Annotated in this window: 20 protein-coding genes; 7 read left to right on the top strand and 13 right to left on the bottom strand. The window is 39.2% G+C overall.

All coding sequences use genetic code 11. The features are described from left to right. Window positions 1–16: 16 nt before the first annotated feature. Together ACY650_RS14475 and ACY650_RS14470 are read left to right on the top strand one after the other, a co-directional pair. On the top strand, window positions 17–880 hold the full coding sequence (locus tag ACY650_RS14475) for a DUF350 domain-containing protein (RefSeq protein WP_462248354.1): 864 nt from the start codon (window positions 17–19) through the stop codon (window positions 878–880). Window positions 881–891: 11 nt separating this feature from the next. Next, window positions 892–2,430: a polyamine aminopropyltransferase gene (locus tag ACY650_RS14470; protein ID WP_462248353.1), complete on the top strand. Its 1,539-nt coding sequence runs from the start codon at window positions 892–894 to the stop codon at window positions 2,428–2,430. Here the strand turns inward: ACY650_RS14470 and ACY650_RS14465 are convergent. Genes ACY650_RS14465 through porX form a run of 8 tightly spaced genes read right to left on the bottom strand, consistent with a single transcriptional unit; the run spans window position 2,427 to window position 10,491 of the window. Continuing rightward, window positions 2,427–3,923, bottom strand: a complete 1,497-nt coding sequence (locus ACY650_RS14465) for an FAD-dependent oxidoreductase (protein WP_462248352.1) — start codon at window positions 3,921–3,923, stop codon at window positions 2,427–2,429. The two genes, ACY650_RS14470 and ACY650_RS14465, sit on opposite strands and share 4 nt — an antisense overlap. Window positions 3,924–3,926: 3 nt before the next feature. After that, window positions 3,927–5,006, bottom strand: a complete 1,080-nt coding sequence (locus ACY650_RS14460) for a hypothetical protein (RefSeq protein WP_462248351.1) — start codon at window positions 5,004–5,006, stop codon at window positions 3,927–3,929. Next, window positions 5,003–6,208, bottom strand: coding sequence for a spermine/spermidine synthase domain-containing protein (locus ACY650_RS14455; RefSeq protein WP_462248350.1), 1,206 nt, complete (start codon window positions 6,206–6,208; stop codon window positions 5,003–5,005). The genes ACY650_RS14460 and ACY650_RS14455 overlap by 4 nt, the downstream gene beginning before the upstream one ends. Beyond that, the gene (locus ACY650_RS14450; protein WP_462248349.1) at window positions 6,205–6,984 is read right to left on the bottom strand and encodes an ion transporter; all 780 of its coding nucleotides are present in this window, start codon (window positions 6,982–6,984) and stop codon (window positions 6,205–6,207) included. The genes ACY650_RS14455 and ACY650_RS14450 overlap by 4 nt, the downstream gene beginning before the upstream one ends. 3 nt (window positions 6,985–6,987) lie before the next feature. After that, a complete protein-coding gene (locus tag ACY650_RS14445; protein ID WP_462248348.1) occupies window positions 6,988–7,284 on the bottom strand; it encodes an S-adenosylmethionine decarboxylase family protein in 297 nt (98 codons plus the stop codon). Between the two features lie 17 nt (window positions 7,285–7,301). Further along, window positions 7,302–8,528 (bottom strand): alanine dehydrogenase, encoded by a 1,227-nt coding sequence (locus ACY650_RS14440; RefSeq protein ID WP_462248347.1) that lies wholly within the window; start codon window positions 8,526–8,528, stop codon window positions 7,302–7,304. Beyond that, window positions 8,525–8,944 carry a tRNA (adenosine(37)-N6)-threonylcarbamoyltransferase complex ATPase subunit type 1 TsaE gene (tsaE, locus tag ACY650_RS14435; RefSeq protein WP_462248346.1) on the bottom strand — a complete coding sequence of 140 codons (420 nt, stop codon included), beginning with the start codon at window positions 8,942–8,944 and terminating at the stop codon, window positions 8,525–8,527. The genes ACY650_RS14440 and tsaE overlap by 4 nt, the downstream gene beginning before the upstream one ends. Beyond that, window positions 8,941–10,491 (bottom strand): T9SS response regulator signal transducer PorX, encoded by a 1,551-nt coding sequence (gene porX, locus ACY650_RS14430; RefSeq protein ID WP_462248345.1) that lies wholly within the window; start codon window positions 10,489–10,491, stop codon window positions 8,941–8,943. The genes tsaE and porX overlap by 4 nt, the downstream gene beginning before the upstream one ends. A 45-nt stretch (window positions 10,492–10,536) precedes the next feature. Between porX and ACY650_RS14425 the strand changes: the two genes are divergently transcribed. The 4 genes from ACY650_RS14425 to ACY650_RS14410 all read left to right on the top strand — a co-directional run bounded on the left by ACY650_RS14425 (window position 10,537) and on the right by ACY650_RS14410 (window position 13,553). After that, window positions 10,537–11,769: an HD domain-containing protein gene (locus ACY650_RS14425; protein ID WP_462248344.1), complete on the top strand. Its 1,233-nt coding sequence runs from the start codon at window positions 10,537–10,539 to the stop codon at window positions 11,767–11,769. A 1-nt stretch (window position 11,770) separates the two neighbouring features. Then, window positions 11,771–12,349 (top strand): ABC transporter ATP-binding protein, encoded by a 579-nt coding sequence (locus ACY650_RS14420; RefSeq protein ID WP_462248343.1) that lies wholly within the window; start codon window positions 11,771–11,773, stop codon window positions 12,347–12,349. A 122-nt stretch (window positions 12,350–12,471) separates the two neighbouring features. Next, window positions 12,472–12,930 (top strand): hypothetical protein, encoded by a 459-nt coding sequence (locus ACY650_RS14415; protein WP_462248342.1) that lies wholly within the window; start codon window positions 12,472–12,474, stop codon window positions 12,928–12,930. A 119-nt stretch (window positions 12,931–13,049) separates the two neighbouring features. Continuing rightward, on the top strand, window positions 13,050–13,553 hold the full coding sequence (locus tag ACY650_RS14410; RefSeq protein ID WP_462248341.1) for a hypothetical protein: 504 nt from the start codon (window positions 13,050–13,052) through the stop codon (window positions 13,551–13,553). Here the strand turns inward: ACY650_RS14410 and ACY650_RS14405 are convergent. After that, window positions 13,550–13,918, bottom strand: a complete 369-nt coding sequence (locus tag ACY650_RS14405; protein WP_462248340.1) for a hypothetical protein — start codon at window positions 13,916–13,918, stop codon at window positions 13,550–13,552. The two genes, ACY650_RS14410 and ACY650_RS14405, sit on opposite strands and share 4 nt — an antisense overlap. 171 nt (window positions 13,919–14,089) lie before the next feature. On the opposite strand from ACY650_RS14405, the gene ACY650_RS14400 reads away from it, so the two are divergent. Next, window positions 14,090–14,674 carry a hypothetical protein gene (locus ACY650_RS14400; protein WP_462248339.1) on the top strand — a complete coding sequence of 195 codons (585 nt, stop codon included), beginning with the start codon at window positions 14,090–14,092 and terminating at the stop codon, window positions 14,672–14,674. Here the strand turns inward: ACY650_RS14400 and nspC are convergent. The 4 genes from nspC to ACY650_RS14380 are packed head-to-tail and all read right to left on the bottom strand — an operon-like array spanning window position 14,671 to window position 20,165. Continuing rightward, window positions 14,671–15,786 carry a carboxynorspermidine decarboxylase gene (gene nspC / locus ACY650_RS14395; RefSeq protein WP_462248338.1) on the bottom strand — a complete coding sequence of 372 codons (1,116 nt, stop codon included), beginning with the start codon at window positions 15,784–15,786 and terminating at the stop codon, window positions 14,671–14,673. The genes ACY650_RS14400 and nspC overlap by 4 nt on opposite strands. Further along, window positions 15,783–16,289, bottom strand: coding sequence for a DinB family protein (locus tag ACY650_RS14390; protein WP_462248337.1), 507 nt, complete (start codon window positions 16,287–16,289; stop codon window positions 15,783–15,785). Before ACY650_RS14390 ends, nspC begins: the two co-directional genes overlap by 4 nt. Window positions 16,290–16,291: 2 nt before the next feature. Beyond that, complete coding sequence (locus ACY650_RS14385) at window positions 16,292–17,497, bottom strand: saccharopine dehydrogenase family protein (protein ID WP_462248336.1); 1,206 nt, start codon at window positions 17,495–17,497, stop codon at window positions 16,292–16,294. A 43-nt stretch (window positions 17,498–17,540) separates the two neighbouring features. After that, a complete protein-coding gene (locus tag ACY650_RS14380; protein ID WP_462248335.1) occupies window positions 17,541–20,165 on the bottom strand; it encodes a DUF5916 domain-containing protein in 2,625 nt (874 codons plus the stop codon). Window positions 20,166–20,236 lie beyond the last annotated feature (71 nt).

Raw genomic sequence — 20,236 nt, 5'->3', positions numbered from 1 at the left:
ACCTAAACTAAAGATTATGATTAGCATATTAGATGGTGCACTTACCACATTGCTCTACATTCTTGCCAGCTTCATCCTATTTGTAGTTGGCAAATTCGTTTATCAACTTTTTCACCCAAAAGTTAAAATATCGTTTGAGCTGGTTGAAAATGACAACCTGGCTTTTGCCTTTGCCCATGTTGGTTATTTTATTGGTCTTCTGCTTGCAATTGGAAGTGCCGTATTAGGTGAATCATATGGACTTATAGAGGATTTAATCAATATAGGTATCTACGGTACCTTATCCATCATCCTATTAAACCTCTCCATCATCATAAATGACAAGCTGATTCTTTCTAGGTTCGATTTAAAAAAAGAAATACTTGGGGATAAAAATGTGGGTTCTGGTATTGCAGAAGGAGCCAATGCTATCGCAACAGGTCTAATTGTTCTTGGCGCTATCCATGGCGAAGGATATGGAACTGGAGGCCCAATAGTTACTGCGGTTCTTTATTGGTTGTTAGGCCAAGGTATCATGTTCTTAACTACTGTAGTTTATAACCTCATTACTCCATTCGATATTCATGAGCACATTGAAAAGAACAATGTAGCTGTAGCTGTCGGATATGCTGGAGCTATAATCGCTATTGCTAACTTGATTCGATTTGCATTGATGCACGATTTTGAAAGTTGGGTGATAACCTTGGAAGATGTTGCCGTAGATGTTACTATCGGTTTGGTATTCCTGCCTATCGCTCGTTTAATGGCTGATAAAATTCTTCTTCCCGGGAGGAATCTTACCGACGAATTGATCAATCAAGAAAAGCCTAATATAGGTGCGGGAGTAGTTGAAGCTTTCGCTTACGTTGGAGGATCGATGCTCATCGTGTGGGCGCTATGATCTAAGATTGAATGAACCGAACTTCCTTTCTACTCAAAGCTGCACTTTTTGCAACTGGATTAGCTGGCATTGTATCTGAGTATACACTCTCTACCCTAGCCACCTATTTCTTGGGAGATTCCGTATTTCAATTTACCATGATCGTTTCTATCATGCTCTTTTCCATGGGCATAGGTAGTCGCATCAGCAAGAATATTGAAGATAGTCTGCTTGAAAAGTTTGTATGGATTGAGTTTGGATTGTCGTGCATTGCTTCGAATGTGACTGTAATCGTATATACAGTCTTCGCATTTTACGGTGATCCAACCATCATCATATACATCCTTAGTATCCTGGTTGGACTGTTTATTGGCATGGAAATCCCTCTAGTAGTCCGGCTGAATGAAGGATTTCAAAGCCTAAGAGTAAATATTTCATCCGCTCTGGAAAACGATTACTATGGGAGTTTAGCAGGAGGCGCCTTCTTTGCCTTCATAGGCTTGCCAATTTTAGGTCTGACTTATACGCCACTTGTCTTAGGCATAGTCAACTTCTCGGTAGCTATCCTATTTATTGTAGTAATCTGGAAAGAGGTAAAGTCTGAGCAAAAGAGGCGACTTATAATCTACGCTTCGTTTACTGCCACACTCCTTGTTACATCTGGATTAATGTCAGAGAAGATCGTGAAATGGGGAGATCACCTTAGATATAAGGATAGAGTAGTCTATAGTGAACAAACACGCTATCAAAAGATCGTTTTAACAAAAGGTGAAGGCAACTATTGGCTATTTCTAAACGGCAATCAGCAATTGAGCACTTTTGATGAAGAGTTATATCATGAGCCATTGGTTCATCCCATCATGCAGCTACACAATGATCCAAAAAGCATATTGGTTTTGGGAGGTGGCGATGGTGCTGCAGTAAGAGAACTTCTAAAGTATCCTGATGTGGAGGAAGTAGTGCTAGTAGATCTTGATCCTGCAGTCACGGATCTTGCCAAAACACATGAAGTACTCTTAAACATCAATAAAAATTCATTAAACCATCCCAAAGTGACAGTAATCAACCAAGATGGTTTTACCTATCTCGAAAATATCAACAGCAGATTCGATGTTGCAATTGCTGATTTCCCTGATCCAAGAACTGTTGATTTAGGTAGATTGTATTCAAGAGAGTTTTATTGGCTGTGCAACCGCGCACTCAAATCAGATGGAATGCTTATAACACAAGCCGGCAGTCCATACTATGCCGAAAAAGCATTCAAGTGTATTGACACGACAATGAGTGTAGCCGGTTTTAAAACTTTGCAACTCCACAATCAAGTGCCGACATTAGGTGAATGGGGTTGGGTCTTGGGGGCTAAGAATACAAATGAAGATCTAAGAACTAAGCTAAGAAACTCCGACCTAGGGAATATTGAAACTAAATGGCTGACAAATGAAGCATTGACAGCACTCTGCTCCTTCGGAAAACAAGTACTACCGAAAGAAAAAGGAATGGTAGCAGTAAACAAACTTCACGATCCAGTGCTCTACAAATATTATGAGAATGGCCGCTGGGATATATACTAGCTTAGTTTTAGTGCAGCCATGATTCCTGAATCTACCGCCTCATAGAGTAAGGGCAATCGGCCATTATCAACTCCGGCATAAATTAGATCAGCTCCTTTATCATTAACATCATTGAACAAAAATCCCGGAGAAGGGATACTCATAGCATGTCCCATTACATTTATATGACAAGCCTCTATTTCTAAGTTTTCATCCAACATCTCCGATATATACGATAATGTCTCTTGAGCAATGTCTTCCTTATGATCTGGAATGGTAGTGAGGTAATTTCTATCCTCTGGTTGGAGGCAGTAATAAGCTGTTATGATCCTCTTCCCTCTTTGCGATTGTTGATCTTGAACACTGCTGTCAATAAACCCTAGAAAAGCTGGGTTTTCTCCTATGTATTCATTTTGCCAGTAACCATACTTTTTCGGAGTGCCTTCGCAAACAAAATTCATCACCATCCACGGAGCCTGTTGTTGGTCAAACAAACCGGAGTCTTTTGGGTAAACATATTTCAACGCGTGCTTTTGACCAGCATATATGATATTTTCAGCTTTGTAGGTCTTCACTTTTTCTGATAAAACATCAATAACCTCGACACTATAGCTATCTCCAACTTTTTCAATTCTACTTACTAAGTGATTCTTTTTGATTTTTTCATCATGAACCTTTGTTGCGATCCTATCCAGAAAATATTGATTCCCTTGCGGGGGAGAAAACAAGTCCACAGATTGATTGAGGTATGGGCGACACATAAAATAATGTATGCCTGCTAGTGCCGATACTTGATCCGATCTACCTCCCCAGTCATCCATCATGTGATAGTCAAGCTGCCGTTTAAATGAGACTTCGGTATTAATTCTATAAGATAGAAAGTCCCAAAATGTCAGTTCATTTAAATCCCTAAACTCTTCATTGATCAAGCGGGTAGGAAGATGCATTGTACCAGCATAGCGATCTAAAGTTCTATAGAATTGATCTTTTGAGGCACCATCTTCAATTACCTCCTTCCTTCTTTTACCATCTTCAAAGCATTGCTGTCTTCGTTGGAAAGGAATCACATGTTGACGGTCCTTAAATGTCCAGCTCTTCTTCCAGGGTTCATATTTAATGATGTCTAGTTGCTCAAATAGCTGCAAAACCTCAGAACCATAAGTCTCAGGATATGCCAATTCATAGTGAGCTCCCTGACTAAAAGTTAGTTCATCAAAAGTTTTTGCTGCTGAAGTGCCTCCTAGTCTATTAGACAATTCAAAAAGTAAAAAATCATCACCAAGCCTACTTGCAGCACTTATTCCAGCCAAGCCTCCTCCTACAATGATGGTTTGCGTCGATCCTCCTTCAGCTTTATTCCACTGGCGACTTTCCATCATTAAATGCCCTGCCCCATGATCTGAATTTATATAGACAGGAAAGTTCCCTTTGATCCATTGCTTACAGCTTTGTAACCAAAATGGAAGACTTATTGCTGCAATTGAAGTACCCTTTATAAACTTCCTCCTATCCATATTTTATAAAAGTATCTTCTTTAAGTATGGATTCTTCGCATTGTTCTTCCAAATAAAGCCATCCAGAATGTAGTGCGTGACTTGAGGTATAGCCAACAGGCCGATTGAAAGAAGTTGGATAATCAGAGAGGGCAATTCATCAGGATAAGCTATCAAGCTTCCAAAAAAACTTTCATTTTCACGATAGACCATGACATCCCATAAATATTCCTCAGCAAGTGCTAGAGCCAGCACCGAGATAACAATAATCAAGGTAGTTTTAGCATATGAATTCCATCTTTTCGGAGCCTTAATATCCTGCTTCTTAGTTTGATAAAAAATCACCAACGCCAAATATGGTACTCCATGGGCTACCACATTCGTTATGGTAAATACAAGATCTGAGTTGAAATATACTATTCCGAGAAACCAATTGCCGACTGTGGTCAACACCCATAAACATTTACCGATTGGAAACTCTTGCTTTTCCTTTATCGAGGATTGTATTTCCTCTACTAGCCAAAATCCAATCAAACCAAAATAACACCAGTTGCCTACCTGTTTTACTAACAGCCTGTCTATATTCCATGCTGGCAATTGGATAAAATCCCCATGAACAAACCAAGCAAAATCCAAATCTGGCTGCGTATGCCAATAGAAAATTGGATACAGCATGGATAGATAAATAATGAAATTATCTCCGATTACTTTTTTACGAAAGTCTTGTGCTCGAGCCTTATAAATTCGCATGAATCCAAATTGCTGCTTCACAAAATGGAACACAGCAACATATGCGAGACATCTCCAAAACAGATCTATGGATATAGCTGCTAGTCCAAAGGACAATACAAAACTCAAAATTGGAGCTACTATGAATAGCTTCCTGTGGTTGCTAAATTCTTCTTTGTCCAGATACGTCCGATGAATAGAACTCCACACGTGACTTACATCAATCCCTACTACTACTGTAACCCAAACCCACAGGGGTACATCCGACATTAAAACTTGCTCTGGTAAGGAAAAGGAAATCAACCAGCACGCCCATACTGGAACAAATAAAACCAGAAGGTCAGGATACTTTCCAAATAACCACTGAGACTTCATTTCGACGCCTGATTTAATGTATTGATTGATGAGGTTTTGCTGGTAAAATAAGATTTACCAGATGCAAATATCATATCAGCAGCTTCTTGACTCCACCACACGGTCTCTCCAACACTTACATCAGACATTACTTCTTTCACCTCTCCACTTGATCTTCCCTTTGATCCTATCACCCACGTCCAATGACCTATTGTTGGAATCTGGCATTGAAAAGGCACTGTATTTAATCCTGCCTCCGATACAGAATTCCAAACCCTTTGTACCAAATCTCCAGACTTATAAAGATCTCCAGACTGAGTAATCATTACGCCCTCCTCTTTTAATGATGCTCGAATAAGGCTGTAAAACTCATGTGTATAGTATTGGCTATAATCTAAGTTGATGGGATCAGGCATATCAATAATGATGATATCATATATATTCAAATTGATTGCTAAAAATTCAAATGCATTTTGACCTATTTTGACCTCACGATTGGTAACAGCCTGAAAGGGGATATTCTGGCTCTCACGGGCAAATCGATGAAATTCAAAATCAAGTGGAACCACCGTTAGATTAATAGAAAACTTAGACAATTCACTTTCTACCAACCCATTGTCACCTCCAATCAACAGAACCTCGCTTTCTTCTCGTGCCAATTGCATTATGGGTTGCACATACGCTTCGCGCAGCATATGCCCATCAATCGTTGAAAATTGAAGTTGACCATTGTAATACATCCAATAGTCTTTCTTCCATTGCACAATTTGTGCCTCACCATGCCTCGTCTCTATCGAACTTTCCAAACGATCATAAAACCGTAATTGAGCCTTTTGGAAATTGAATGGATAAAAGAACACCGCTAAATAGAGTATTGGACTGAAAAAAAGCAGCCTAGAACTCGATAATGATCGAACACCCAAAACAGTCAAAACAACGAATAAATGAATAATCAACCAAGAATGTTGAGTGAACAGTACCAGCCGATCAATTATTGGATAGATAGCAAATGGTAATAGCATTAAGATTACAAATACGATTTCATTACGCTTCTCGATCTTATTCGCAACGCGCTTTAGCAAGAAAAAAGAAGCGATCATAGATGAGATAAGACTAATTCTATCTGCCGTAACGAGACCATAGAAATAGTCATGCAAGCGAATTGCCCAACTGTATGCAAGAATGCAAACGACAGCCGATATCAACCATTTTGTAATATTCAATCTGAATTCTTCTCTTCTTTTTCCCTCATTCTCTTAGAGATTTCGGCCTCAAAACCAGAAGCGATAATACCTGCTGGTAGAGCGAAAATACCTACCCCAAGAATCGCAATAAATGCTCCTAGAACTTTACCCAATCCTGTGATAGGATAAACATCTCCATATCCCACTGTTGTAAGTGTTGCAACACCCCACCACATGGTTTCTGGAATACTTCTAAACACTTCCGGTTGTGCTTCATTTTCAACGTAGTACATCAGGCTAGAGGCTAGTATAAGCATAACAAATACAATCGTAAGCGTGACTAACAATTCTTCCTTGCGTTTGGTGACTACCGTAACAATCATATTGAATGCTGTTGAATAGCGACCCATCTTGAAAATCCTTACTATACGGAAGAGCCTTAAAATTCTTAACACACGACCATCTATCGCAAAGAATAACGGAAGATAAAAAGGTGCTATCGCCAATAGATCAACAACAGCCATGAAAGAAAAGATGAACTTGATACGGCCGTAAACAGGATGCTTATATTTTTCCAGATATGTGCACGTCCAAACTCTTCCTAGATATTCGATAGAAAAAACAAAAACAGATACGTATTCGAAATACTCGAAAACAATTTCATAATCATTATGCACTGACTCCACCGTCTCAAGAATGACCGCTGCTACATTCAGCAAGATCATGGTCATAATGAAAATATCAAATCGCTTGCTCAGCAAGTCATCTCCTTGACCCTTTTCAAGGGTTTCAAATATTCTACGTTTTACAGACATGGACTACTCTTCTGGTTTTTCAAAAAAATTTTCAATCAGCGAGACAAAATCATTATACATCTGAAGATTACAACTCGACAACTCCAGATATGATTTATTCTCCTCTGGAAATGTATGCAAAGCACAATGACTTTCTGCTAGCAACCACAGGGCAGTATACCCTTGAGGCTCAAAGTGATGTTCAATGAAATTCAAAATTGTAAATCCAGAGTCTTGAATTAATTGCTCTGCTGCTTGTTTCAAATGGGCACTATTTGCTCCTTTTACCCATGTTTGATAATTATCTATTCTCGCTTCCAAATGATAAAATTGTAATTCTAGATTCTTGCAGCCATAAATAAGCTGATATCCTTAAAGGCTAGATTGAACCTTTTAGCCAACGCAAGGCTAGTAAGTGTTCCTTTGTAAGAATATACGCCTTTTTGAAGCCAAGGATGTGTATAAATCATCTCGTCAAATCCTCCACAATCGCCGGCTTCAAGCAATATTGGAGTGAAAATATTTGAGATGGCCAGTGAAGCAGTTCGCGCAACCCTTGATGCGATGTTTGGAACGCAATAGTGAGTGATGTCATGCTTTACAAATACAGGCTGCTTGTGCGTGGTTAGTTCGGAAGTCTCTATGCACCCACCTTGATCAATGCTTACATCAATGATAACAGATCCCGGCTGCATATTCATTACCATCTCTTCTGTCACAAGCATCTTATTACGACCTTTTTCAAAGCGAACGGCACCTATTAGCACATCAGCCTCTTTTACCTCTTTTTCTAGTAGCGCCTGATCGTATGTAGATGTATAAATTTCTTGACCAAGTGAATGCTTAAGTCTTCTCATCTTATAGATCTGATTATCGAAGACTCGCACCTCTGCACCATGTCCCAATGCAGCTCTACCAGCAAACTCAGCGACTGTCCCTGCTCCGATTATAACTACTCGTGTTGGTGGTACTCCGGTTATCCCACCTAAAATCACTCCTTTACCTCCGTTCGTACTGCTTAAATATTCTGCCGCAATAACCATCACAGTACTACCGGCTACCTCGCTCATTGCTCGAACAAGAGGTAAACCACCAACCTTGTCTTGAATAAATTCAAATCCAATGGCGATAAGCTTTTTCTTATTTAGTGTCTCCAAATACTCAGCATTCTGCTTTCCAGCCTGGAAAGCAGATATTAGCACACTCCCAGGCTTCATCATCCCAATTTCATCCAAGGTAGGAGGCTCAACTTTAAGAACTGTGCGACACTCAAATACTTCTTTCGCACTGTATGCGATTTTTGCCCCAACCTCGCTGTATTCTTTATCAGAAAAGTTGGAAGAATCACCAGCACCTGATTCGATCACGACCTCATGACCATTCGCAATTAAAACACCAACAGATGATGGCTGAATAGGCATCCGCTTCTCTTGATCTGCAATTTCTTTTGGCACCCCTATCTGAAGTGACTCATGCTTTTTTGAAACTTTAGCAGGGGCTTCTTGCGGATAAAGCGTTTGCTCTTGTGCCAATTTCGCGAATCCGGATTTTGACGTTTCGTTCATGTAGGTTGTGCAATTAGTGATCGGGTGTTATCACCTACTAATTTAATGCTTATTTGGAGGTAATCATCAGGTAATAGCGGCTCAATGATCTCAGGCCACTCTAGCAAGCATAAATTACCAGAAAACAAATAGTCTTCAACGCCTATATCAATGGCTTCTTCCAAATCATTTATCCTATAAAAGTCGAAATGATAAATATCTCCTCCTGAATGCGTTTGATATTCATTGACAATAGAAAAAGTAGGTGAACTCATTTCATCTTGCACCCCTAACTCCCTACATATTGCCTTAGTTAGGGTCGTTTTTCCTGTACCCATCTCTGCATCAAAGCACCATACTTTGACATGTCCGAAATTGCTAATCAGCTTTCTAGCTACTTCTTGTAGCTCATCTTCATTGTAGTTTGGAATGGTCATTTGTTTGCCAACGTGATGAAAGGAATCATGATTTCCTCCATGGAAATACCTCCATGCTGAAATGTGTCTTTATACATGCGCACATAGTGATTAAAGTTATTCGGGTACGCAAAAAAATGATCATCCATTGTAAATACATAGGATGAGCTCACATGCTCTTTAGGCAATCCTAATTTTTCTGGATTTCTTGTAAAAAACAATGATTTTTCATCAAAGGCGAGATTGCGACCAACCTTATACCTGAGATTGGTATTTGTATTTCGATCTCCCACAATTTTTTGTGCTTTATTGACCCTAATAGTGCCATGATCAGTGGTTATCATAACCTTCACTTTCTTATTTGCTAGCTCTTTTAGTGTGTCGTAAAGCGAAGAATGCGTGAACCACGATTTGGTCAATGATCTGTAGGCAGATTCATCTGGAGCCAGTTCTCGAATCATCTGCATATCAGTTCGTGCATGAGATAGCATATCCACAAAGTTGAACACAATCGCATTCAGCTTATTGTTCATCAAATTAGGAATATTTTCACTTAAGTGCTTGCCTTCATCAGCGCGTAGAATTTTATGATAACTAAATCGTTCTTTCACTTGATTTCGTGCAAGGTTAGCCTCTAATAGCTCCCTCTCTTTCATGTTCTTTCCTTCCTCCTCTTCTTCTCCAACCCATAGATCAGGATACCTTCTGGATATCTCTAATGGGGTAAGACCAGCAAATAGTGCATTCCTTGCATAAGATGTAGTCGTAGGAAGAATAGAGAAATACATGTCCTCAGATTCAATACTAAAGAGTTCTGCAACCTCTGGCTTAATCATTTTCCACTGATCATACCTCAGATTATCTATAACAATAAGAAAGACAGGCTCTTCTCCAATCTCGGGAAACACTTTGTGTTTTAGGAGATTATGAGACAAAAGTGGCCGTTCAATATCTGGGTTAGTAATCCAGTCTTCATAATTGGTTATAACAAAGGATGAGAAATTTCCATCAGCTTCCACTTTCTGAGCATTTAACACATCCACCATGCTCTTATCCTGAGTTTCATCAAGCTCCAACTCCCAATAGGAAAGCTTGCGATAAATATCCATCCAATCGTTATGGTCTTGTGCGTCCATAACGCCCATTGCTAATTGCTGGAAATCTTTTTGATAGCCAAGATTCGTCTTTTCAGAAATGATCCGTTTATTGTCCAATATTTTCTTCACAGACAACAGTATCTGATTAGGATTCAAAGGTTTAATGAGATAGTCTGCAATCTTGGCACCAATTGCCTCTTCCATGATCTCCTCTGCCTCATTCTTAGTAATCATGACTACTGGAATATTTGGATGGGTTGATTTGATGTAATTCAAAGTCTCTAACCCGCTCATTCCTGGCATATTTTCATCTAGGAAAACAATATCAAAGTAATTATGGTCGATTTCTTCTAAAGCATCGGCCCCACTATTGACTGGAGTCAACTCATATCCCTTTTGCTCCAGAAATAAAATGTGAGGCTTTAGTAGCTCAATTTCATCGTCCGCCCATAAGATTTTAAATTGCTGCATGAATTTAGATTTGGCATTGTATTGCTAAGTAAATCACAAACGCCGTTGAACAAAAAGAAAATTCTAAATGATCCGGTTTACGGATTCATCAATATACCGAACGATCTCATTTTTGACATCATAGAGCATCGTTATTTTCAGCGGCTAAGAAGAATAAAGCAGCTGGGTCTTACAGATTTAGTATATCCTGGTGCTTTACACACACGCTTCCATCATGCTCTTGGCGCTATGGACCTCATGAGACGTGCGCTCAATGCCCTTCAAGACAAAGGTGTTGAAATTTCAGATGCTGAAAGGCAAGCAAGCATGTTGGCAATTTTACTTCATGATGTAGGACATGGCCCATTCTCGCATACGCTGGAATTTTCACTATTCAAACATGTTCATCACGAGCAGGTAGGAATATGGATGATGGAACGCCTCAATAAAGAATTCAATGGCGCTCTGGATTTAACGCTCAAGATCTTCAAAGATGAATATCATCGTCCCTTCTTCCATCAACTTGTTTCCAGTCAACTGGATATTGACAGATTAGACTATTTAAAACGCGACTCCTTTTTCACAGGTGTTTATGAAGGTTCTATAGGTTCAGAACGCATTATCAAAATGCTTAATGTTGCCAGCGAACATCTTGTAGTAGAGGAAAAAGGAATCTATAGCATTGAAAATTTTCTAAGTGCAAGAAGGTTAATGTACTGGCAAGTCTATTTACATAAAACAGCTGTAAGTGCGGAAGTAATGCTTATTGAGTTAATCAAAAGAGCAAAGGAACTGACTCAGCGAGGTGAAAAGATAATGGCCACCCCAGCGCTAAACATCTTTTTGGAACAAAACATTACCGAAGCTGAATTTCGAGAAGATCCAGATATTTTGGAGGTCTATTCCATTTTAGATGATAATGACATTTGGGGCTCAATCAAGTTTTGGAGGGATCACGAAGATGTAGTGCTTAGGTCTTTAAGTGAGATGCTGCTTGACAGAAAACTATTTGGTATTTCGTTTTCTAATGATCCCATAGGAAGAATTGTAACAGACGACTTATCGCAAAAAGCAACGGAGATCTTTAGTATATCCGCGGAAGAAGCTAGCTACTTTTTAAAAACGGGATCAGTGAGTAACTCCGCATACATTGCCTCTGGTCAGTCAATTAAAATCTTACGGAAGCATGGAGATGTAGTAGATGTTGCTGAAGCATCAGATCTACCAAACATTAAAGCAATGAGTAAGATCGTAACTAAACATTATCTATGTGCTCCAAAGGCACTATTCTCAAAGTAGTATGATTATAGCGGGAGAAGATATTGGAAAGAAGTTTGGTAAAACCTGGATATTCAGGCATTTAGATTTTCAGATAAAATCTGGTGAACCTACAGTGATTACTGGACGCAATGGTGCTGGCAAATCAACGCTCTTACAAATAATAGCCGGATACATCACTCCTAGTCATGGTAAAATTGTAGCAGATGGAATCAATATGGATGAGAGTAAACATAAATCTGTTTTCGTTGGTCCATATTCGGAGATCATTGAAGAGTTTACACTCCAAGAGTTTTTAACATTTCATGAAAAGTTCAGAACTCCTGTGTGCAGTATCCAGGAAATGGCAGACTCTGCTTCGCTCCCATTAAATAAAATGATCGGAGATTTTTCTACTGGCATGAAACAACGAACTCAACTAATCACAGCGTTCTTTTTTGAAAACGATGCAATTTTTATGGACGAGCCAACATCTAATTTGGATGATGAAGGTTTTTCCTGGTGGGAAAAGGAGTTAAAAAAGTTGAATTCTCCCTTGATTTTACTCGCATCCAACGATAAGAGAGAAATAAAATGTTGTGTAAATGACCTTAATCTTTAAAAAAAAGCAGGTCGGCGAATAATTTTGCTTCCTTTTTATGGTTAAGTAGGTATAAAAGTTAAAAAGTTCTACTTTTGAAAAGAACTTATATCTAATCGGACAATTATTTAGATTCAAATTTTATGAAAAGATTATCAAACTTACTTGCTGCCTTAGTTTTTGCTTCCTTAGTTATTTTTATGTCGTGCGGCGGTGGTGGTTCTGATCCCGGACCTTCTGAACTAGAGATTACAGTAGAAAATCTTACAGTATCCGGTGGCTTTTCTAACCCAGCTACTGTTCAGACAGATGGCGGTACTCCAGATGGAGATTGGGATTCATTCGGAATTTCTTTTACAGGAGATGTAAACGGTGGATCTTATACAGTAAGTAATGTGCCTGACGGATTCAGTGATGTATGGGCAAATGGTACCTGGACGATCAACAATGCAGGTAACCAAATTACTAAAGTGCAAGGTGGTGTAACAACTGCTATCTCTGCAACAATTTCTGACGGTGGACTTACTCTTGAATTTGATGTAGCTCAGCCAAGCGGTAGAACTAGTGGAATCGGAGGTACTTGGACTTTCGTATTCAACTAAGCCAAACAGATAAAATGAATCAAAAAGGGTAGCTTTAGCTACCCTTTTTTTTGTTTACACCTACTACTTCTAACATAATTATTAAAGGTGAAATCAATGCAATTCAATATCTTTGCATTGTGCTAATCGAAGAAAAATACTTCCCACAGGACAAGAATTATCTACTCAAATCTGTCCAAGCATTTTCAAAAGAAATACTATTAGATAACTGGCTTCAACAAGTACTTATCTCTTACAATCGTCAGCACAACCCAATGGGGCTTGAAGATGATTTTATCATTGAGCTAAAAAAGAAAATTTCCAAGTCTAAGGAACTATTAGAAGATAACTATGACATTCTAGCTGCTATCTACAGACACAATCATGCAGACAATCAGCTGGAAATCATGTGGGACGGCAGATCACATATGGAGGCCTATGATTCAGACTGGAAAGAAATGTATGCAGCTTGGATTGAAAGGTTATCAATGATTAAGGAAATCCAACGTCCATTAATCAAATATGCGGTATCAGAAAATGGTGTAAATCATCTATTTCTCAAACAGGCTATTAGAAGAGCGATACTTTCACACTTTAATTTGAGAATGAGAGCTCAAACCATAGTCCGCGCTAAAGCAGCCTAGTGCTTTAGTTTACAAACCTTACAGAATTTTTGTTTGCCTGGAGGACGTTTTTTAGGAGGACGTTTGTGACCAAAATATGAATGATTTGAATATTGGGGCTTTTTAGAAAGTTTCTCTTCCTTCTGTTTTTTCTTAGCTACTTGCTTCATTCGTTTCCTGAATGCAGCCACTTCTTCCTCCTTTGTAGAAGTAAATGCGTTTGTCCCCTTCTTCTTTTTCTTGAAAGTCAGCAAACTTTTCTTTTCTTTTTTGGTAGACTGATATTGGGGGCGCGGCGGCTTCGGAGTATCCGTATCCCTTGTGTTTTGCCCAAAGGCTAAACCAGATAGAAAAATTGTAAAAACGATTAAATAGATCTTTTTCATAGCATATATTTCCCTACTCCTCAAAACGATATCTCATCAATTTATTGCCAAAACTGCTAAAAGATTCCTTTCAATCATAAAATTGGTTAATCTTTTGCTACAAGAAGTAACAAGACCGTCAAACCATTTTAAATTTCCGGTCGTTATGTAGGCTTTAACACCTTAGTGAATTTGAAAAAATTACTTTTTATTATTCTTTTCATTTCAGCTTTTTTAAGTCAAGGACAAATTGTTCGTGAAAATGAATTGATTAAAAAAATTGAAACTGGTGCCGAATTAATGGCGCTCGGCAAGTATGATAGTGCACAAGTACTTTTTCAGTACGTGCTCCAAAACATGGAAAAGCTACCTTCTGATGTTGCCTATTTCTTTGGAAGGAATAGCTATCATGTTGGTAAATACAAACAGAGTATTAACTGGCTGAATAAATACATACAGCTTAAGGGAACTAAAGGAAAGTACTATGAGCCAGCAATTCAGTTCTTACAGTTTGCAGAAGATGAGTATTTAAGAATCCAACGAGCTAGAACGGAACAGTTTAGCAAAGACATCGAATCTGCGGAATATGACTGTGGTGGATTAGAAAAGATGCTATGTCCTGTCTGTCATGGTTCAGGAGTTGTGGTTCAGCAAGGAATCTTCGATGAAGTATATAAAACATGCCCCTACTCTTTGGGAGAGGGTTACCTAACGTGCGAAGAATACAACCAATTTATGCGAGGGAACCTAGAACCTAAAGTCAAAGCAGGAAATTAGGAGAGGCGATTCTTAAAATCTTTGTAGCCAAATTCTTTAATCAACTCAAATTCACCATTGCTCATCAAAATCCCAATAGCAGGATGTTTCACTCCATTAAAAGTGCTAGTCTTGACCATGGTGTAATGAATCATATCTTTAAAAATGATGGAGTCTCCAATCTTCAATGGATTTTCAAACCAATAGCTTTCCAAGAAATCTCCAGCTAGACAGCTAACGCCGCCTAATCGATATGAATGCCATCCCGAAACTTCTTCACTCGAACCTACTCCCAATTTTGGTCGATACGGCATCTCCAGGCAATCAGGCATGTGACAGGTGAATGATCCATCAAAAATAGCCGTCTTAACACCTCCATTATCTACAATATCCAATATCGTAGTATGAAGGTCTCCCGTTTCCCATGCAAAGGCACTTCCGGGTTCCAAGATCACATCGACACTGTGACGTTCTTTAAATCCAGCAATCAACGCAATTAGATGCTTGGTATCATATCCTTCGCGGGTCATCAGATGTCCCCCACCCATGTTCACCCATTTTATGTTTGACAAATGGTGGCCGAATCGACTCTCGAACGATTGAATTACTTGTTCTAATGCATAGGAGTCAGATTCACATAAAACATGGAAATGAAGCCCCTCCACTCTTTCCGGTAATACTACCAAATCATTACTGGAAATACCTAATCTCGAGACAGGGCTAGATGGGTTGTATAGCTCAGTTTCTACGTCAGACCATTCTGGATTTACTCGCAGGCCAACACTCACATTGTCAGGGACTCTATCTATAAATTTATGATACTGACTAAGCGAATTGAAAGTAATGTGCGATGAATGTGCGACTACATCATCAAATTCATCATCAGCGTAAGCAACACAATATGTATGTGATTTAACTCCCATTTCTTCATTGCATAGAAGAACCTCATTCAAAGAGCTAGCCGTTGCTCCACTCATATATTGCCTGACGATTGGAAATGCACTCCACATTGCGAATCCTTTGAAAGCAAGAATGATCTCGATTCCAGCACTTTTTTGTACATGATCGATAAGCTTGAGATTCCTCTCCAGCCTTTTCTCATCAAGGACGAAACAAGGAGATGGGATTTTCACTTGGAATAGCGTTCTTGGATAATATTCATGTGGTGAATCAAGTGTCCGGAGATAATGTATCCCAATGCATCAACAGACATTTCAACACCACTTGCCATACCTGAGCGCTGACGTATTTCTTCGCTAAATGAAGAAAACATGTCTACCGTCGCTGCTCGGACATTGGTAAATTCTGAGAGTAGATTATGAATGGTTCTACTGTCAGCATTTGCTTCAGGAACGTACGCATTTTGATCAAAGCCAGATAACTCAGTGGTATCATTTCTGGCAAAACGCATGGCTCTGTATGCAAATACTCGCTCTGCATCAATTACATGTAGGATAATATCCTTGATACTCCATTTATCAGGTGCGTATTTATACAATCCTTGTTGTTCATTCAATTTTCTGCAAAATGAGATGAAATCATCACCTGATTTTAACAGAAGAGGTACTAATTCGCCGCTTCCAGCAGCTTGAATATATCCTCTATAAAATTCCGGTACTTTTTCTATATCTACCATAATTAATCCATTCCAAGGTCTATGTTATGTTCTTCATGCCATGGCAATCCGGAAGAAGCTAATTTTTCCAAAAATGGATCTGAATCAAACTCTTCAACATTATAAACGCCAGCACCTGTCCACTTACCTGTTAGCATCATATATGCACCCGTCATAGCTGGTACTCCTGTAGTATAAGAAACCCCTTGCGCGCCAGTTTCATCATAAGCTGCCTGATGACTGCAATTATTCCAGATATAATAAGTTTTAGTTTCGCCGTCCTTTACTCCACTGATGCGGCAGCCAATAGATGTTTCGCCCTCATAATTTTCACCAAGATCTCCCGGATTAGGAAGCACCGCTTTTAAAAACTGTAAAGGAACAATCTCTTTACCTTCATAATTTACTGGTTCAATGGAAGCCATTCCAATATTTTCAATTACCCGTAGATGGGTTAAATACTCTTCTCCAAAAGTCATCCAAAATCTTGCTCTTTTGATAGAAGGATAGTTTTTTGTCAAAGACTCTAGTTCTTCATGATAAAGAAGGTAAGACGGTCTGGCACCAATGTTAGGATATTCAAGGTCTTTTCTAAACTCAAAGGGCTTAGTTTCTACCCATTTTCCATCTTCCCAGTACTTACCATTCTGGGTGATCTCTCTAATATTAATTTCGGGATTGAAGTTTGTCGCAAATGCCTTTCCATGATCTCCAGCATTACAATCCACGATATCTAAATAGTGTATTTCATCAAAGAAATGTTTGGCAGCTCGGGAGGTAAAGACACCAGTCACTCCAGGATCAAAGCCACATCCTAAAACTGCTGTTAGACCGGCTTCTTTAAAACGATCTTGATATGCCCATTGCCATTTATATTCAAACTTGGCCTCCTCAGGTGGCTCGTAATTAGCTGTATCTAAATAATTAACTCCTGCTTCAAGACATGCATCCATTATGGTTAGATCTTGATAAGGAAGCGCCACATTTATTACCAGCTTAGGATTGTGCTTTTTGAATAAGGCTACCACTTGATCTACGTAATCAGCATCCACTTGATCGGTTTCAATACTAACACCTAGCTGATCTTTTACATCTTTAGCTATATCATCACATTTTGATTGCGTTCTCGACGCAAGAACTATCTCAGAGAAAACATCTGAATTTTGAGCGCATTTGAAGGCAGTAACACGACCAACGCCACCAGCTCCAATAATTACTATTTTAGACATATTTCAAACTTTGAATTTTGTCCAAATTTAGCAGGAAGATTGCTTACAATATAAATCGGTAGGTGTATTTAATGAGGAAAGTATTAGTACTCTCAAGCCCTGTCAAACGTGATGACAGGTCACTGAAATCATTTTCTCTTTCCCTACTGAAGTAAGACCCATTATTTGCCCATACAAGGAATAATGTCGATCCAGGAATGTATTCCCACCTCATCACAAAGTTGGATCTAAACTGGACGATATTAAAATCAGGGTTATTGAAAGTATAATCAGGGTCTGCTGTCCCAGATTCAAATATTTCATACACACCATCTTCTTCATTGAATCGGTATTCTTCTTCTGAGAATATTCTAAATCGCTGATTGTAAGTTTCAGAGCTTGGCAGATGAACCCGCTTAAACTGGCTATACTTTCCACTTGCAATAAATGGCTGCCCCCAAAATTCGAGTGTCAAATTCGGAGTGATGTTATAATTCATTCGTACAGACATACTGTAGGTCTCTTGCTCTACCCTACCCAAAATGTATCGATCTTCTCCTCCATACTCTGTTTGCGTGATGTACTGAAGGTCATCTCTATTCCAGTTAATACTAGGCGAGATATTGATTTGCATGGCGTCAATTGGTCGAATATTGATTCCAAGATTTATCCCTGAGCTTTTTCGAAAGTTGTTTCTACCCCAGTTGTACCAGTTGTTGAACGATACTCGTACATTTTTTCGGCTATTTGTTCCAATCCAATACCAATAGTTGATATTTCCCGGATACCTAATAGACGGACCTCCTCTCAAATCAGCATTGGAAACTCGGTCACCACCAATCCAGACTCCCTGGTTAAAGCCCCAATAGTTAGTGAATTCCCAATTCATGTTCATGTTTATTCCTTTGCCAGTGGTAACTCCACCAAAGTCCATATTCTGCTCCATGTACATATTGTACCTCTGCGTTCTGAATAAATCCGTCACTTTATTGACTCTATATGAACTCCAAAACCAATTATTGATATTATCTGTGACACGCAAAAACCCAATGTCATTTAGTGCCAATTCTGGCGATCGGTAGTTTGATCCAGCCGTCCATCTCCAGTTTCCACTTCGTTTTCCAAATGAAATGCTTGCTGCCGAACCCAAAAGCTGAGTACGTGTTGAATCAACTTCGGCGTGGCCATTGTCCGGACGCTGGAAAAACCGAACCGAAGAAGTTTGTGTTCTATACAAAGCTCCTTGAGAGCCTTCTACTCTACTCATAGCAAACCTCATTTCCATTCCATACTTTCTATCTCGGAAATTGTGGTTGATATCGATTCCAGCACTTTGTGCATTGTTATGAGCTAATTCCAAATTGAATCCTTCATTGTTAATCCGGTTCATATTGGTGACCATAGCGCCAATTACGGTCTTACCTCCATCAAAATCTTGCTGCACTCGCCCTACCAAATAATTTGTGTAGGGTTCGACCTGCTCTGTCCTTCTGACGCCAGCAGTATCTACTACGTCAATAACTTCCTTATTGGTAAAGGACTCCAAAAGGCCCCATGAAAATCCCTTTGCATTTTTACCTGTGAGCTTAGCAGCACCGAGTATCTGCGTCTGATTAGGAAAATCAGCGTATTGAACATCTCCTGGCAACCTTCCTACTGGCCGACCGCCTATTCTTCTTGAATAAAACAAATTGTTAGGCCCACCACTTGTACCGAAAGTCAAAAGGCTATTCCCTTCTAAAAAGAAAGGTCGACGTTCTTGAAAGAATAGCTGAAATGCAGACAGATTTACTGCCGAGGGATCAGCGTCTACTTGACCAAAATCTGGATTCACAGTTAAGTCAAGTGTGATATCAGAGGTGATACCAATTTTCGCATCCAATCCTAAATTGGCACTGTTCTCTCTTCCGGAATCTCTAAAAGGATTGTCTTCTTCTTTTGGATAGCTTTCTGTAGAAGCTAAGACATAAGGCTGAATTTCAAGTTGTTTCTGCGGCTTGATTCCTTTCAATCCATTAAGCTCTCCAAATAAATGCACCCATCCTGGAGATAGCGGATCTATCGGCTGCCACGTAGATCTTTCCTCTGTTCTAAAAATTCTTCTCGTCAGCTGAATTCCCCATGTATGATTCTCTTTATTGGCAAATCTTAGTTGAGAAAGTGGAATCTTAAATTCAGCAATCCACCCTTGATCATCTATACTTGTTCTCAGGTACCAAATAGGATCCCAGGTACGATCCCAATTGTCTCCATTGTTTGAAATATATTCATCACCCTTGACACCAGAAACTGATGCTGTGAAAGAAAATGCAGTTCTCTTGTCTCCGTAGCTATCGATATTGATTTCTACAAAATCTCCATCAAACCCGTCTCTTCGAGACATACGCTTAACAATTTTTTCTGGCTCATCGTCAAATGCCCTAACACCTACATATAGGAATTTGGCATCATAGAGAATCTTAAACTGTGTTTGCTGGAATGGCTCAACATTAAAATCTGGCCTATGGCCAATAAAGTCTCCACCCCATTCCACCTGATTCCAAGCTTCATCATCGAGTTTACCATCAATCTGAATTTCACTCTTTATACGCTCTGTTGTATAGGATTTGACTGGGAATTCCTGATCTTGACCATTGACCAAAAAAGCAGCACATACTAGAAAGGCACCAATTATTCCTTTTAGTTGCATGGAGTTGAGTTAGTTGACAGGCGGCAAATTTGCCGAAGTTGTATGAATGAATACTCCTATTTTGACGTATG

Origin of the sequence: Ekhidna sp. (genome assembly GCF_963691765.1) — a bacterium.
Lineage (GTDB): Bacteria > Bacteroidota > Bacteroidia > Cytophagales > Cyclobacteriaceae > Ekhidna.
The sequence above is the reverse complement of the archived record's forward strand: the minus strand, read 5'-3'. Positions and strand labels throughout refer to the sequence as shown.

What these genes read in the sequence shown, in the direction of transcription:
- ACY650_RS14475 (WP_462248354.1), top strand. Translation starts at nt 17, where the DNA reads ATGATTAGCATATTAGATGGTGCACTTACCACATTGCTCTACATTCTT.
- ACY650_RS14470 (WP_462248353.1), top strand. Translation starts at nt 892, where the DNA reads ATGAACCGAACTTCCTTTCTACTCAAAGCTGCACTTTTTGCAACTGGA.
- ACY650_RS14465 (WP_462248352.1), bottom strand. Translation starts at nt 3,923, where the DNA reads ATGGATAGGAGGAAGTTTATAAAGGGTACTTCAATTGCAGCAATAAGT.
- ACY650_RS14460 (WP_462248351.1), bottom strand. Translation starts at nt 5,006, where the DNA reads ATGAAGTCTCAGTGGTTATTTGGAAAGTATCCTGACCTTCTGGTTTTA.
- ACY650_RS14450 (WP_462248349.1), bottom strand. Translation starts at nt 6,984, where the DNA reads ATGTCTGTAAAACGTAGAATATTTGAAACCCTTGAAAAGGGTCAAGGA.
- ACY650_RS14440 (WP_462248347.1), bottom strand. Translation starts at nt 8,528, where the DNA reads ATGAACGAAACGTCAAAATCCGGATTCGCGAAATTGGCACAAGAGCAA.
- tsaE (WP_462248346.1), bottom strand. Translation starts at nt 8,944, where the DNA reads ATGACCATTCCAAACTACAATGAAGATGAGCTACAAGAAGTAGCTAGA.
- porX (WP_462248345.1), bottom strand. Translation starts at nt 10,491, where the DNA reads ATGCAGCAATTTAAAATCTTATGGGCGGACGATGAAATTGAGCTACTA.
- ACY650_RS14420 (WP_462248343.1), top strand. Translation starts at nt 11,771, where the DNA reads ATGATTATAGCGGGAGAAGATATTGGAAAGAAGTTTGGTAAAACCTGG.
- ACY650_RS14415 (WP_462248342.1), top strand. Translation starts at nt 12,472, where the DNA reads ATGAAAAGATTATCAAACTTACTTGCTGCCTTAGTTTTTGCTTCCTTA.
- ACY650_RS14405 (WP_462248340.1), bottom strand. Translation starts at nt 13,918, where the DNA reads ATGAAAAAGATCTATTTAATCGTTTTTACAATTTTTCTATCTGGTTTA.
- ACY650_RS14390 (WP_462248337.1), bottom strand. Translation starts at nt 16,289, where the DNA reads ATGGTAGATATAGAAAAAGTACCGGAATTTTATAGAGGATATATTCAA.
- ACY650_RS14385 (WP_462248336.1), bottom strand. Translation starts at nt 17,497, where the DNA reads ATGTCTAAAATAGTAATTATTGGAGCTGGTGGCGTTGGTCGTGTTACT.
- ACY650_RS14380 (WP_462248335.1), bottom strand. Translation starts at nt 20,165, where the DNA reads ATGCAACTAAAAGGAATAATTGGTGCCTTTCTAGTATGTGCTGCTTTT.